12 protein-coding genes and 1 pseudogene are annotated in these 15,071 nt (G+C 51.8%); 10 read left to right on the top strand and 3 right to left on the bottom strand.

The window, feature by feature from the left end; genetic code table 11:
* The first annotated feature begins 3 nt into the window (after positions 1-3).
* From cydB to cydC, 3 genes are read left to right on the top strand one after another with little or no spacing between them, the layout of a single operon-like run.
* Positions 4-1,017 carry a cytochrome d ubiquinol oxidase subunit II gene (gene cydB / locus GC101_RS13970; RefSeq protein ID WP_039295886.1) on the top strand — a complete coding sequence of 338 codons (1,014 nt, stop codon included), beginning with the start codon at positions 4-6 and terminating at the stop codon, positions 1,015-1,017.
* Positions 1,017-2,780: a thiol reductant ABC exporter subunit CydD gene (gene cydD / locus GC101_RS13965; protein ID WP_171717755.1), complete on the top strand. Its 1,764-nt coding sequence runs from the start codon at positions 1,017-1,019 to the stop codon at positions 2,778-2,780. Before cydB ends, cydD begins: the two co-directional genes overlap by 1 nt.
* Positions 2,777-4,561 (top strand): thiol reductant ABC exporter subunit CydC, encoded by a 1,785-nt coding sequence (cydC, locus tag GC101_RS13960; RefSeq protein ID WP_171717754.1) that lies wholly within the window; start codon positions 2,777-2,779, stop codon positions 4,559-4,561. The genes cydD and cydC overlap by 4 nt, the downstream gene beginning before the upstream one ends.
* 380 nt (positions 4,562-4,941) lie before the next feature.
* On the opposite strand, the pseudogene GC101_RS36915 reads toward cydC, so the two are convergent.
* Positions 4,942-6,137 (bottom strand): annotated as a pseudogene (locus GC101_RS36915) (DUF2252 domain-containing protein).
* 336 nt (positions 6,138-6,473) lie between these two features.
* Here GC101_RS36915 and GC101_RS13950 point away from each other — a divergent pair.
* Both GC101_RS13950 and GC101_RS13945 read left to right on the top strand, forming a co-directional pair.
* Positions 6,474-8,258 (top strand): M3 family oligoendopeptidase, encoded by a 1,785-nt coding sequence (locus GC101_RS13950; RefSeq protein WP_171717753.1) that lies wholly within the window; start codon positions 6,474-6,476, stop codon positions 8,256-8,258.
* Positions 8,259-8,361: 103 nt separating this feature from the next.
* The gene (locus GC101_RS13945) at positions 8,362-8,529 is read left to right on the top strand and encodes a CxxH/CxxC protein (RefSeq protein WP_063776434.1); all 168 of its coding nucleotides are present in this window, start codon (positions 8,362-8,364) and stop codon (positions 8,527-8,529) included.
* A 97-nt stretch (positions 8,530-8,626) separates the two neighbouring features.
* On the opposite strand, the gene GC101_RS13940 is transcribed toward GC101_RS13945, so the two are convergent.
* Complete coding sequence (locus GC101_RS13940) at positions 8,627-10,039, bottom strand: MFS transporter (protein WP_171717752.1); 1,413 nt, start codon at positions 10,037-10,039, stop codon at positions 8,627-8,629.
* 528 nt (positions 10,040-10,567) lie between these two features.
* On the opposite strand from GC101_RS13940, the gene GC101_RS13935 reads away from it, so the two are divergent.
* The 4 genes from GC101_RS13935 to GC101_RS13920 all read left to right on the top strand — a co-directional run bounded on the left by GC101_RS13935 (position 10,568) and on the right by GC101_RS13920 (position 13,105).
* A complete protein-coding gene (locus GC101_RS13935) occupies positions 10,568-10,927 on the top strand; it encodes an ArsR/SmtB family transcription factor (protein WP_171717751.1) in 360 nt (119 codons plus the stop codon).
* A 228-nt stretch (positions 10,928-11,155) separates the two neighbouring features.
* Positions 11,156-11,635 carry a 23S rRNA (pseudouridine(1915)-N(3))-methyltransferase RlmH gene (gene rlmH, locus GC101_RS13930; protein WP_039295905.1) on the top strand — a complete coding sequence of 160 codons (480 nt, stop codon included), beginning with the start codon at positions 11,156-11,158 and terminating at the stop codon, positions 11,633-11,635.
* Positions 11,636-11,679: 44 nt separating this feature from the next.
* Complete coding sequence (locus GC101_RS13925; RefSeq protein WP_171717750.1) at positions 11,680-12,627, top strand: helix-turn-helix transcriptional regulator; 948 nt, start codon at positions 11,680-11,682, stop codon at positions 12,625-12,627.
* A 73-nt stretch (positions 12,628-12,700) separates the two neighbouring features.
* Positions 12,701-13,105, top strand: coding sequence for a VOC family protein (locus GC101_RS13920; protein WP_171717749.1), 405 nt, complete (start codon positions 12,701-12,703; stop codon positions 13,103-13,105).
* Between the two features lie 99 nt (positions 13,106-13,204).
* Here GC101_RS13920 and GC101_RS13915 read toward each other — a convergent pair whose 3' ends face one another.
* Positions 13,205-13,618, bottom strand: a complete 414-nt coding sequence (locus GC101_RS13915; protein WP_171717748.1) for a MerR family transcriptional regulator — start codon at positions 13,616-13,618, stop codon at positions 13,205-13,207.
* A 186-nt stretch (positions 13,619-13,804) separates the two neighbouring features.
* Here GC101_RS13915 and GC101_RS13910 point away from each other — a divergent pair, with 186 nt between their 5' ends.
* Positions 13,805-14,749: an MBL fold metallo-hydrolase gene (locus GC101_RS13910; protein WP_171717747.1), complete on the top strand. Its 945-nt coding sequence runs from the start codon at positions 13,805-13,807 to the stop codon at positions 14,747-14,749.
* Positions 14,750-15,071 lie beyond the last annotated feature (322 nt).

Genomic DNA, 15,071 nt, shown 5'->3' with positions numbered 1-15,071 from the left:
CCCATGTCACTTAATGAATTATGGTTTCTGCTGATTGCAGTGCTGTTTGTCGGGTTCTTCTTCCTTGAAGGCTTTGACTTCGGTGTAGGGATGGAGACGCAGATTCTGGCCAAGAATGATACAGAGCGCCGGGTACTGATTAATTCCATCGGGCCGTTCTGGGATGCGAATGAGGTATGGCTGATTACGGGAGCGGGCGCGATGTTTGCCGCCTTCCCGCATTGGTATGCGACGCTGTTCAGCGGATTCTATATCCCGTTCGTGTTCGCTCTGCTGGCGCTGATTGCCCGCGGTGTTGCCTTTGAATTCAGAGGTAAACGCGATTCGAAGACGTGGCAGAAAACCTGGGATGTCTGCATCTTCTTCGGCAGCTTCCTGCCGCCGTTCCTGCTGGCTGTGGTGTTCGCCAGCTTCATCAAAGGCTTGCCGATTGACGGGGATATGCAGATGTATGCCGGTTTCTTCGATATCGTAAATGCCTATACAGTTGTAGCGGGAATTACAGTAGTCCTGCTGTGTCTGGTACATGGACTGATGTTCACTACGCTCCGCACCCTGGGAGACTTGCAGGAGCGGGCCCGTAAGCTGGCCCAGAAACTGCTGATTCCTCTGGCAGTGCTGCTGGTGGCCTTCGTTATAATGACGTACAACATGACAGATATCTTCGACAAACGCGGAACCCTGCTATGGATTGTAGTTGCTCTAGGCGTAGTTGCTTATCTGCTCTCCGGATACTTTATGACCAAGAAGAAGGATGGTTATGCCTTCGGAATGACCGGGGCGGTAATGGCGCTGTCGGTAGCTTCGATCTTCATCGGACTGTTCCCGCGGGTGATGATCAGCTCGCTGGATCAGGCGTTCAACCTGACGATTACGAATGCGGCTTCCGGCCACTATTCACTGAAGGTAATGACGATCGTGGCGCTGACCTTGCTGCCGTTCGTGCTTGGTTATCAGATCTGGAGTTATTTCATCTTCCACAAACGGGTTCACGAGAAGGAGCATCTTGAATACTAATGGATAAAAATTTGCTTGGGTACAAAGGAGTAAAGCCTGTCTTTCTGATTGTCGGCTTCCTTACCCTGGTGCAAAGCCTGTCCATTCTTCTGCTGGCGAAATCGCTGGCCGAAGTTGTCTCTGCGCTGTTTGCGGGAGAACCGCTGAAGGAACAAGGGGCTAAATCGCTCTTGTTCCTTCTTGCGTTTCTCGTGCGCCATGCCTGTGCCATGCTGATGAGCCGCACATCTTACCGCTTCGCGGAAGCTACCGGCAGCAGCATACGGAGACAAATGATGGACAAGCTGTTCCAGCTGGGACCGAGGCTGGCAGGTGACCGGGGAACCGGGAATGTGGTCACACTTGTGCTTGAAGGAGTAACCAAGTTCCGCACCTACCTGGAACTGATTATTCCGCGGATGGTCGGTATGGCGGTAACACCGGCTCTGCTGCTTGTCTATGTATATACCCAGGATACCTCCAGCGGTGTCATTCTTACCTTAACGATGCCGATCATCATTGTCTTCATGATTCTGATCGGTATGACGGCCCGCAAGCAGATGGACCGTCAGCTGAAGTCCTATCGTACGCTTTCCAATCATTTCGTGGATTCGCTGCGCGGGCTGGAAACCCTGAAATTCCTGGGGCGCAGCCGCAGCCATAGCGAGAGTATAGCAGCGGTCAGCGACCGCTACCGCTCGGCCACGATGCGTACGCTGCGAGTGGCTTTCCTGTCTTCATTCGCAATGGACTTCTTCACCATGCTGTCGGTGGCATCGGTAGCGGTAAGCCTCGGGCTGCGTCTGGTCAATGAGCAGATGACACTGGTTACGGGGTTAACGATCCTGATTCTGGCCCCGGAATATTTCCTGCCGGTGCGGCTGGTGGGTGCGGACTTCCATGCCACACTCGACGGCAAGGAGGCCGGAGAGGCGATGAAGAGTATTATTGACCGTGAGGCCGTGCAGGCGAAGCTGCTGGAGCCGGGGGAACAGGAAGCTATACAGGACGGCAAGGCTCCGGGAGCGTTTTTCACGTGGAACAATAACAGCTCTTTACGGCTTAACGAAGTTAGCGTCAAATATGAAGAAGAAGGCGCATCCTCGCTCGAAGAGGTGAAGCTTGAATTCAACGGATATGCGAAGATCGGCATTATCGGGGAGAGCGGGGCAGGTAAGTCTACACTCGTGGATATCCTGGGAGGCTTCCTTCATCCGACCTCCGGCAATATCACGATTAACGGAAATGGGGTCAGTGCGCTTACGGATGAGGAATGGCGCAAGCAGACCGCTTATATCCCGCAGCGTCCTTACATCTTCAGCGGCACACTGGCTGACAATGTGCGGTTCTATTATCCGGAGGCTACGCAGGAAGCTGTTGCGGCAGCACTGGAGTCTGCCGGATTATCGAAGCTGGTATCTTCGCTGCCGGGCGGCTTGGATGAAATGATCGGCGGCGGCGGACGTTCGCTCAGCGGCGGACAAGAGCAGCGTGTGGCACTGGCACGTGCTCTCTTGAGCAGCCGCCCGGTTATGCTGCTGGATGAGCCGACGGCTCACTTGGACATTGAGACAGAATATGAGCTGAAGGAAACGATGCTGCCGCTGTTCGAAGGCAAGCTGGTATTCCTGGCTACGCACCGCCTGCACTGGATGACCGACATGGATCTGATTGTCGTCATGCAGCAGGGACGGGTAGCCGAAGTCGGCACACACAGTGAGCTGACAGCCCGTAAGGGTGCTTACTATGAGCTTATTCAAAGTCAATTGGAGGGAATCCATTGAAACGTGAAGGATGGTTTGCTCCCTATTACTCTGCCTACTTCTGGCGGTTCGTGCTGATCATTGCATTAGGCGCACTGACGATCTTCTCGGCGTCTTCCCTGATGTATACCTCAGGCTTCCTGATCTCGAAGGCATCGATTCCGCCGGAAAATATACTGATGATCTATGTACCAATTGTCGGCGTGCGTACTTTCGGGACAAGCCGGGCCGTCATCCACTATGTGGAGCGGCTCGTAGGACATGATACGATTCTTCGCATTCTCTCGAAGATGCGAATCCGGCTCTACAACATTCTGGAGCCGCAGGCCTTGTTCCTGTCCTCGCGCTTCAAGACCGGGGATATTCTCGGCATGCTGGCCGACGATATCGAATATCTGCAGAATGTGTATCTCCGCACGGTCTTTCCGAGCATCATCGCGCTCCTGATCTATGCGGTAGCCGTTATTTCGCTCGGCACGTTTGATCTGGCGTTTGCCCTGCTTATGGGCCTGTACATGCTGATTCTGGTGGCCGTATTGCCGCTGATCTCCCTGCTGTTCACCCAGAAGCGCCAGCGTCAGGTGAAGCAGGAGCGCAACCGGCTGTATCAGAAGCTGACCGATGCCGTGCTGGGTCTGGGCGACTGGGTCATCAGCGGACGGCAGAGCCAGTTCGTCGACACCTATGAGGCCGACGAACAGACCGTCGCCCGCACGGACGGTGCGCTGCGGCGCTGGGCGCGGCTGCGCATGTTCATCGGCCAAGCCGTTGTCGGGCTTGGCGTGCTGTCCCTGCTCTACTGGGCAGGCGGACAGTATGCCGATGGAGCGATTGCCGGAACGCTGATTGCCGCGTTCGTGCTGGTCGTCTTCCCGGTAGCGGATGCCTTCCTGCCCGTATCCGAGGCTGTGGAGAAAATTCCGCAATACCGGAATTCACTGGAGCGTCTGAATGGGGTAGAAGCAGCGGAGGGAGCTGTGCTGCCCGCGGCCGAAGCAGCCAAGAATGCAGAAGCCAAAGCGAAGGCGGCTGCCGCTGTGCAGGTTATTCAGACCAGCGGGCAGGCCCATATTGAACTGAAGTCGGCGGGCTACCGCTACGCGGCGGGAGACGACTGGTCAGTGCAGAATATGGTGCTGAACCTGCCGCAGGGCCGGAAGGTTGCCGTGATTGGCCGCAGCGGAGCCGGTAAATCGACGCTGCTCAAGATGGTGCAAGGCGTAATCACGCCAACCATCGGCTCCGCGACGATTAACGGAATTGACGCTGCGGCTTACGGTGAGCAGATTCCGCAGCTCATCGCCGTGCTGAACCAGAGCCCGCATCTGTTCGACACTACGGTGGCGAACAATATCCGGCTCGGGGACCCGGGGGCTTCGGAGGCAGCGGTTAAGCAGGCAGCAGCCCTGGCGAAGCTGGATCCATTGATCTCTTCGCTGCCGGAGGGCTATAACACTCCGGTACGCGAAGCAGGGCAGCGCTTCTCCGGCGGAGAGCGCCAGCGGATCGCTCTGGCCCGTATTCTGCTGCAGAATACGCCGGTCGTTGTGCTCGATGAGCCAACGGTTGGCCTTGATCCGCGCACAGAGCGCGAGCTGCTGGCCACCATGTTCGAGGCGATGGCGGGCAAGACGCTGATCTGGGTTACCCATCATCTGGTGGGTGCGGAGCAGATGGACGAGGTGATTTTCATGGAGAATGGCCTGGTGGAGATGCGCGGCACCCATGCGGAGCTGATGGAGCGGGAACCGCGTTACCGCAAGCTGTATGAGCTGGACCGGCCAAGCCAATTCAATTCATAAATGTGCGGACGGCAAATAAATATGGATAGATCAAGAAGCTCTTTCCGCCCGGTTGCCGGGTAGAGAGAGCTTCTTTGATGTAGGGATAGCTGCATAATGTGCAATTAAAAACGGCGATTAGTTGCAATTGCAGAATATAACTGTAGTTCATACAACTAAATCTGCCCGAATTCGCTAATGCGGTCTTTATAAGGCTGCTTAAGTGTACAGAATACAATTAAACGGATGCGGGGGCGGAAAACAGACTTTTTAGTTGTACGAAGTGCAGTTAAAGCGCAACAGATGTACCGAAGGCGGGATAGCTGTATCTCTGCTGTGCTTCAACAAGCGATTGTCAAAAGTAGAATTGACTGCGTGTAATCAGAAGGGGGACCCGCCCGTTATATACCGTACTGCTCCGACACCCAATCCGCGAACATGGCATAGTCTTTCTCTACCTGCCCGGCATAGCCGTAAGCCCACTCTGCGATATAACGGGCAAAGGCATCAGAATCGGGACCCATGGCCTTGGCGATCTCCTGCTCACTGTGATAGTCGAGAATACCCTTGTCGACATCGGCATCGGCGCGGGCATGCATTTTGGCGGTCAGGCTGCCCATCTGCTGGATAACTACGGTCAGCTCGTCCATGTCTGCGATATTCTCCAGCTTCAGACTTTTTTTGTACGGGGAACGCTCTCTGACATAGAACTCCCGGCCGTCCATCGTTAAGAAGCCGAGGTAGGGATCAGCCTTGTGGTGCATCGCCTGCTGGGTCGCGGATACACGTTTGCCCTGATGGGCAAAGGATTGCCAGAACGAATCCGAGTAGGGCAGGAAATAGGCGGGAACGGGAACACGGACTTCTTTGACCTCGAGTACCGTATCGTCGGTCCCGGCCTGCTCCATGCCGCCTTCAATGAGAATATAATAGCGGTCCAGTCCGATGGAAGCCGTTCCCGAGCCGCGCTTGACCGCGATGTCCTTGATCCGGAAATGCTCCTCGTTCAGGCTGCGTGTAACCACTGTCTGTGTATAGAAGCTCAAGGCCAGCTCCAGCTGTGCCTGCTCGGCAGCTCCGGGAATCAGCAGCTCCGAAGTCTCAAGGAATACCCGGCTGGTCTGCATCTGGCAGTGACCTTCTCCAGGAAATGACTCTGCCGGCGTTTCTCCAGCTTGCGGAGCAGCTTCTTGACAGGGCCTTTGGCCGTATCCTCATCCAGGACGAAATTACCGGGATTGTCTTTACCATCACAAAAGCGGTGAATTTGCCGGTAATACGCCTCCGCATAACTCCGGCTCAGCTTAAGCTGCTCTGTCTGACCCAGCCCGAGTTGCCTGCCGGCAAGCGCAATACTGACCGCCATCCGCAGCAGATCGTACAGATAAGAGCCGACATACCCCTCGTCAAAATCATTCACATCATACACAATCTCCCCGTCTTCACTGCGGAAGGCGCCGAAGTTCTCGAAATGCAGGTCCCCTTGAATCCATGTAGGACGGCTAGGTGAACTGTGGTAAGGGAAGTACTGCCTTGTCGTATCAAAATAGAACAGATAAGCGCTGCCCCGGTAGAAGGAAAAGGCGTTTTGCGCCATTTTGGTATATTTCTCCGTTCTCCGGTCAGGAGATAGGGCCATGATGCTGCCGTCGAACTCGTCAAAAATAGAAATCAGCAAATCTTTGCGCAGCTTTGAACGTGTACGTATGACTCCTTCGGTAATAGACTGGTTAACCATGCGGTGCTCCTTTCCGGAAATCGGTTATGGCTTGGTATATTGGTATAGTTGATTATATCTAATATTTCCATGGACTTCTAATTTGGCAGGCGTGATATACTGAAATGGATTTTGCAGCAAGGATTATGGCGGGACGGGGTGGAAGCATGTGAGGATGAATTGTTCCTGCGACTATAGATAAGGGGATGTTAGAAGATGCAATTAACATGGGATCTGGACCGGATCTATCCCTCCTTCCAGTCGGAGCAATTTCAGCAGGACCGCAGGATGGTGGAGACACTTGCAGGGGAGCTGAATACATGGTCAGCCTCGCAGATGAATAGCGCTCAGGATGCTGCTAGTGTGATGGGAGAGTTCCTTAGACAATATAATGCTTATCAACATATATATCTTCGCTTGTTCAGCTACGCTGAATTAAGGTTCAGTGCAGACAGCAGTAATACGGAAGCCGTTAATCTGATGGATGAGCTGGAGGAGGTTACTTACGGTGCGGGTGAAGCTTTAGTCAGCTTCAGCAAATGGCTGGCGAAGGTAGGCGCAGATGAACTGGAGCAGAGTATCGGGTCGAGCGCTTATCTGGAGCAGCACGGCTTCTACTTGCGCGAGCTTAAGAGTAAATCCGAGCATTTACTCAGCGAGGAAGGCGAAGCAGTGATTGCCCGGATGCAGGCGACGGGGTCCAAGGCGTGGGAGCGGCTGTACATGCAGACGCTGTCTACCTTGCGGGTCGAGGCGGAGCTGGACGGGGTGAGCCGGAGTGTGTCGCTTGCCGAGCTGCGCAATCTCGCCTATGATCCCGATCCTGCGGTACGCCGGGCGGCGGCAGAAGCGGAGCATGAGGCCTGCCGCAGTGTAGCTGAGCAGAGTGCAGCCTGCATTAATGCCGTAACCGGGGAGGCTGCGGCCGTCTATGAGCTGAGGGGATATGCTTCACCACTGCATAAAGTGCTGGAAGCATCGCGGATGGATCAGGAGACACTTCAGGTGATGCTTCAGGCCATCGAAGAGAGCCTGCCGGACTTTCAGCGCTATTATGCCAAAAAGGCGGCATTGCTGGGGCATGGGGGAGGGCTGCCGTTTTGTGATGTTTTTGCGCCTGTCGGGACGGCGGAAGCTGCTGCGGAGCGCATCACTTATGCTGAGGCCCAGGCGATGATTATTGCCGGCTTCAGCAGGTTCAGCCCGGAGCTGGGCGCGTTCGCCCGTAAGGTGTTTGAGCAGCGCTGGATCGATGCCGAGCCGCGGAGCGGTAAAGGCAACTTCGGGATGTGCGTTGATATTTTCCCGGTTGGGGAGAGCCGGATCATTACCAGCTTCAATGGCAATTATATAGATGTGAGTGTGCTGGCCCACGAGATCGGTCATGCGTACCACAGCAGCCGCTTAGCTGGGGAAACGATGGTTAACACGGAATATCCGGTTCCGATTGCCGAGACGGCTTCGATTTTTTGCGAGAGTCTGATTCATGTGGAGCTGCTTCAGTCTCTGCCTGCGGGTGAAGCGGCTGCCATACTGGAGCGGAGTCTTTCGGATGCCGGGTATTATATTGTTGATTTCTATGCCCGGTATGGCTTCGAGAGCGGGTTATATGCCCGCAGGAAATCCGGTGCTCTGTCTGTGGAGGAGCTGAACGCGCTGATGCTGGAATCCATGCATGCGGCTTACGGTGAAAGTGTGCTGCCGGACTCGATTCATCCTTACCAGTGGATCAGCAAAGCCGGGTATTATATGGCGGGTAATGAGTTCTTGAATTTCCCGTATTCCTTCGGATTATTGTTCTCCAAAGGGCTGTATGCGCAGTACAAGAAGCGGGGCGGGGCCTTCGTAGAACGCTATGAGCAGTTCCTCTCAGCGACCAGTACCCGGAGTATTGCAGATGCCGCGAAGCTGATGGATATCGATGTACATTCACTGGCATTCTGGCAGGATGCGCTCGGGCTGATTGCCGGGGATATTGATAAGTTTACGGGGCGGGACTAAGGCGGGGATTTTGCGCTGCGGAAGGTTCCTTTTTGCCGGGAAATGTGGTAGAACAGTAGTAGAAGTATACACCGAAGCGGCACAGAAAGGGATGCTTGATTGAATGTATGTAGTGTGTAAGGAACACGTAGAGCTGGCCATCGACAAATTTGTGGACGAATACGAGGATGCACCCGATGTAGTGGATCTGAAGGAGACGGAGTTCTCGGACTGGGACCCGCCGGCGAAATGTGCGGAATGCGAGCAGAATGCGGAATATCTGGTGGTCTGAGGACTGCTGAGATTAGAAAAAACACCCTGTAGCCGTGGATGGCTGCGGGGTGTTTGGGCTTTCCGGGTTCTGCGGGCAGAGAGAGTGCGTAAGCTTTTTAGGCGTCTGCTGCTTCCGCCATTTCGGCCAGCGAGCTGCTCTGGCTGCTGCGCCCATATATAAAGGCTGATACAATTGCGACGATTGCCGCAATGGATAATCCCCAGTAGATGTTGGAGTAAGCCGTCTGGAGCGGTAGACCACGTTGCCATTCCAGAGCGCTTGCGGCCATCGCCACGCTGAAGGCTCCGCTGAAGAACTGCAGCAGCTGGAACAGCCCCATTCCGGAGCCAATCTGCGAAGCAGGCAGAATGCGCGAGATTTCGTTCGATACGCTGCTGGACAGTACGGTGAACGAGAGACTCATAATCATATAGACGAGCATGACAGCAACCCACGACCGCCCGGCGAACAAGGCGAACAGTACGGTCGCGGCCAGTACCAGGAACGGTGCCAGGCGCAGAATTCCGGCATTGCCGTAGCGGTCAATGATCCGCCCCACGGTGCGGGAGACGAAGATCGCCAGCAGCGAGCCGGGGAAGATTACCAGTCCAGCATGGCTTGCGCTGAAGCCGAAGCGGTGAACCAGAATCTGCGGCAGCAGGAACAAGGTGGCGAAGCTGCACAGGTAGGAGGCGACACCAACCAGGGCCAGCACGAGATAGGACCGGTTACGGAACAGCGCCGGCATCACGAATGGATCAGGAGTGGTGCGGATTCGGCCGACAAACAAGATAATTGCTATAATTCCGGCGATCAGAGCAACCCACAGTCCGCTGGTCAGGAACAGCAGCAGACCGGTGGTGCCGACACCGAGGAACACACCGCCCAGGATGTCGAAGGAGCCGCGGGTAGGAACTTCCTTAGGCAGCAGGATCAGGAACAGCGGTACCAGGAGCAGAATAGCTGCCGTGACCGCGAACAGCCAGGTCCAGCCGAGATACTCAACGATGGAACCGCCTGCTACCGGACCGAGACCCAGTCCCAGCGAGACGGCGGACATGATTGTCGCCATTGCTTTGCCGCGGCGGGCCTGCGGGACATAGCGGGTGAACAGGACGAGCGATAAGGACATGACTGCGCCTGCTCCCGAAGCTTGCAGAATGCGCACAATAAGCAGGAAGATAAAGTTGGTGCTGAAGAAACCGGCCACAGCAGCAAGCCCTAGCGTAAGCAGCCCGATAACCAGCAGCCGGCGGATCGGCAGGAAGTCAGAGAGACGGCTGTATGTGATTGAGGCAATAGAGAACATGATGGAATACCCGGTAACAATCCAGGAGGCGGATGCTGCTGTGATGCCGAAGGTCTCGGTCACATCAGGCAATGCCAGATTGAACATCGCTGTATTCATAATGACGAGAACAACAGCAACGCTGAATAGTAGAGTCAGCAGTCCTTCGCGTGGAAGAGTTGCCTGCGGAGCAGCGGTTGAATCGGTTGTACTATCCTCAGATGTATGTAATGAGGTCATTTAAGGGCCACTCCTTTGTTATTGGACTTATTTAAAATAAAAAACTGAACATTTTTATTTTATAGTTCGATTACTTACGAACAATTGAAATATAGCATGGGCTGATGTAAAATGCAATTATATAGATTGAACTGAAGAACTTGTTGGACGTCCTGAGGCTACTGTTGCTAAGGAGTCCTCAATATAACGGCTTTCCGGGGTAATGGTCAGGCAACTTAACCTTAACCTGAAATCCTGCACAGAATACAACATTTCTCTCATAAAATCGGCCCAAATCCTATATTGTTGTAAGAAATGCAGGATTTCACCTGTTTCAAGCGGCTTTTCCGGATTATTGTTGTATTTAGTGCAACAATCCTCCCGAACAGGTAACTATCTATGAACCAAAGTTGCAAAATGTACAACATTTATATATTCACAGCATCTATTAAAGTGTAGATTTTGAAGTTTAATCTATATATTTAGAGGATAGATAGAAGAAATCATAGAAGATTAAGTACAATACTCTACTCCGAAGGAGTCTTACTAATGAAGCAGCTCCATCATCCGGACCGTAACGATATTCAGCTCGCCTCTGTGCTGTATGCGCTTAGCGATCCGGTCCGTTTATATGTAGTGTCAGAAATCCGCAAGCATGGCGCACAGGCCTGCAACTGCTTCAAGGTGCCGATTGCCAAGTCCACGCTGACCCATCATTCCCGGACACTGCGCGAAGCAGGCGTGGTGTATACGCAGGTGCAGGGCACGCAGCGTATACTGTCACTGCGGACAGAGGACCTGGACGAGCGGTTCCCCGGCCTGCTGGATTCGGTACTGAAGGCTTATGAGATGTCTGAGCCGGGTGAGGGATTTGGGGAGCAGGAGCAAGTGGCGGAAGAGCAGGGGTAGAGGAGAACGAACTGTAAGATGGCTGAAGAGCTAGGATATAGGAATAGAAAGGCGGTTTCCGGTTTATTTTTACCCGGAAATGTGGTAGAACATAGAGGATAACCTTAAGCAGAAAGGACGTAGCGGATACGTCCTTTTGCTGTTTATATAATGAGATAACGGTGATTGAGCGGCGGAATTTCAGCGAATGGTACAGGTATATAGAAGCATAACCCACAGGAGGAAGACATGTTCATTCAGATTATCGGCGTAGGCAAATTGAAGGAAAAGTATTTGGTCAGCGGCATCGCAGAATATGCCAAGCGGCTGACGCCATACCTCAAGTTTCAGATGATTGAGGTGGCGGATGAGAAGGCACCTGACAACCTCAGCGATGCAGAGGTTGTTCAGGTGAAGGTGCGCGAGGGCGAGCGTATCCTCGCGCATATCAAGAGCGAGGCGCATGTTATTGCGCTCGCGATCGACGGCAAGCTCTGGAGCTCGGAAGAGCTTGCCGCGGAGATCGACCGGCTCGGCACCTACGGGACGAGCCATGTCGTCTTCGTCATCGGAGGCAGCCACGGGCTCTCCGATGAGGTAATGCGCCGCGCCCAGCAGCGCATGAGCTTCGGCCGAATGACGCTGCCCCATCAGCTCATGCGGCTGGTGCTGGTGGAGCAGGTTTACCGGGCGGTGAAGATCAATCGGGGGGAACCGTATCATAAGTAGGGGCAAGTTTCTGTTGCACAGCATACCGTTTCGAGGGGGCAGCAATGAATAAAACAGACCGTTTATTAGCCATCGTGCTGGAGTTGCAAGGCAGGAAAGTGGTACGTGCCGAAGATTTGGCGGCCCTGTTTGAAACCAGTGTACGGACCATTTATCGGGATATTCAGGCGATCAGCGAAGCAGGTGTACCGATTATAGGCACTACAGGTACAGGGTATTCCTTAATGGAGGGATATTTTCTGCCGCCGATCAGCTTCACTATAGAGGAAGCCGTGACCTTACTCATAGGGACGGATTTTATCGAGCTTCGATTTGATGATGATTATCGTGACAGAGCTAAGGCTGCTCGGAGGAAGATCGAGGCCACTTTATCAGACGGTGTCCGCAATGAGAGCTCCCGTATACGCAAGGCGCTGCGATTGCTTGCTCCGGGCAGACAGGAAGCTCTGTCAAATGAAAGGGATAATCTTGATAAGATTCGCCGGGCAATATTAGATGGGCTAAAGATCAGATTTCATTATTTAAAGAAAAATACCGATTCTACGGGGAACCACCATAGCGATCGCACCGTAGCTCCCTATGGCCTCGTACTCGTTGAAGGATCATGGATGCTCGTGGCTTATTGCGACATACGCCACGACATACGCCATTTCCGATTGGCCCGAATGACTGAACTTGTAGAACTGGAAGAGCGATTCGAGCTTCCTGTGCATTTTGACTTAAGAGAGTATACCCCTCCGGATGATCGCCACTTGCGCGTTCATCTTCGATTTAATCATGACCTCGCAGATAAGGTGAAGGAATCCAACTATCATTACATTGAAGAAATGAAAGAGCATCAAGCTGGATTAGATGTGGTTTTACGCGTACGCCAACTGGATGAATTGATGCAATGGGTGCTCGGCTGGGGGGCGGGTGTAATCGTATTGGAGCCTGAATCATTCCGGAATAAGATTCGTGAGGAAGCCCGAAAAATCTCAGAACGCTACTGACATAACGCTGTCAGTAGCGTTGTTTTATTATCGGGTATGTAAATATAAAGAAGTATAGGAAGGATGATATTTTGTGAATTTTGCTTCTGTACGCATCATTACCGACGATGTGAATCGTCTCGCCGAGTTCTATGAAAAAGTCCTGGGTGTTTCGGCGGTGCACCCCGCGCCTGTTTTTGCCGAACTCGTTATGCCGGCATGTACCCTGGCAATCGGCCACTCCCAAACGGCGCAGCTATTCGGCGCTGGTTCCGTAGTGGCAGCGAGCAATCACACTGTCATCATCGAGTTCCGCGTCGACGATGTCGAAGCCGAATACGCACGCTTGAAGCCAATTGTCTATGATTGGGTAAAAGAACCGACCACGATGCCGTGGGGGAACCGTTCTATGCTGTTTCGTGATCCCGACGGAAACCTGGTAAACCTCTTCGAGCCGGTGACCGAGGAAGCGATTAAACGGTTCAGTGGCAGGCATTGATTAACTGATCTTCATGAGGGTCATGTCGCGTAACTGGCACAGGGTGTCTGATTTTCTACATCAGACACCCTGCAGTGTTCACGCAGGATTACGCCGCTATTATCTAGAATTTACTATGTCTTCTTTCGTAAGTTCTTGGTATAGAGTAAGTTTCTCTTCGGCGAGAGAAATCATGTAATCAATTTCTTGCCGCCTGGATTCCAGTCCCATCAGATGCTTCTCAAGGATTTCAATCCGCTTTTTTAAGGTAGGATTATAATTAGAAGGATTCTCCCCTTGTTGTATTTTATCCATTACACAGCCCTCACGAGTAAATTCCGTAATCTCCTCAAGTGATAAGCCCAATTTTTTTAGTTTATTTAGACATTGAATGTAGGAAACCTCGCTTTCTTTGTAGACACGTGCCCCTCCATTACTACGCTTGGGTTCATGTAGGACCCCGATTTTTTCATAATAACGAATCGTATAAGGAGTTAATCCCGTTTGTTCTGACACCTGACTTATCGTAAGCATCCGATTTCTGTCCCTCCTTTTTAATGCTGGTTTTGAAAAATATTATACAGCTTTCAGTCAACTCAAGCTAATGGTTACAATTGCCCCTAACTTCCCCCTGAGAAATTTCTTGACTTCTAGTTGACTCTAACTTGTAAGTTAACTTTACGAATTGAAGTGCAGGAATAAACACTAAGGGGTGTAACAATGAACAACGAATATTTCACGATTCAACAAGCAGCGGAAGGGATCTGGGGTGCTATTTCGGTTCCAGGCAGCGGTTCTCTGGGGAATGCAGCAATTATTGATCTTGGGGATTTAACCGTTGTAGTGGATACAACCAACCTGCCGCATTCTGGTGCTTTGTTACGTCATACTGCTGAACAACTAACAAACAAACCGGTTAAATATGTAGTGAATACACATTTTCATGGAGATCATGTCAACGGCAATCAGGAATTTATGAAAAGCGAATTTATATCTACCGTTTGGACAAGAGATTTGCTGTCTGATATGGGTGAAGTGAATGTTAATTTCATGCAGCAAAACATTCAAAAGTTAATAACCAGCCTAAATCATGTACGTTCAAAGCAAAGAGATCCCCACATGCTAACTGAAATCGACTATGATCTTTCGGTACAGCGGGCCCTTTATGATGCCATTCCTTCCCTTTGCAGGGTGATCCCCACGATAACTTTTGGCGATAAACTCGTTATTCAAGGAACAAAGCGATCAATCGAAGTTTTATCTTACGGAGGCGGTCATTCTTTAAGTGATGCTGTTGTGTACGTTCCAGAAGAGCAAACCTTGATCGCTGGTGATTTAATATCGACTAAGACCATTCCGGTCATACCCTACGGTAATCCATACGCTTGGATACGCATCCTTAAACGTATTCAAAAAGACCTCAAGGTCGATACTGTCGTTCCGGGACATGGAGATGTATCTAATTCAGATCGAATCACGGATGTCATACGCTTTTTGGAGAAAACGATCACTTATGTTTCTGGGGCTGTAAAAAGCGGTAAATCAGAGTCTTACTGGCTGGAACAAGGGGTATTAAAAGGCTATGAGGATTGGCATCTGCCCCAGTATTTCACATGGAACTTTCGCTGGCTCTTTAACAGTATGCTTGTTCAAAACAACAGATGAGACAACAAGCAACACTGTTTGCAAAATAAATATAGAAAAGAGGAATAAGTATGAGTATGTGAAGCTCGGCCATATAGGTCTGGATATAGCGAAGAGAGATCAGGGCGTAATTATGACCGAGATATATAAAAGTTCGAAAAGACTCAACACTGACTATATGGACCTTTATCAGATTTATAGATTGGATAACACCACGCCGATTGTTTCAGGCTACTGAGGGCATACCTTATATCCTAAAACCAAATTTCACAGTCTAGACTGCAACTTGGATTGATAGGAAAAAAATAATGGATTATTGGAATTATAGAGCTCTAAAGAAGAA

This window comes from Paenibacillus phytohabitans (assembly GCF_013141775.1).
Taxonomy (GTDB): Bacteria; Bacillota; Bacilli; order Paenibacillales; family Paenibacillaceae; genus Paenibacillus_AQ; species Paenibacillus_AQ phytohabitans.
Note: the sequence above shows the minus strand (reverse complement) of the source record. Positions and strands in the feature narration are given on the sequence as shown.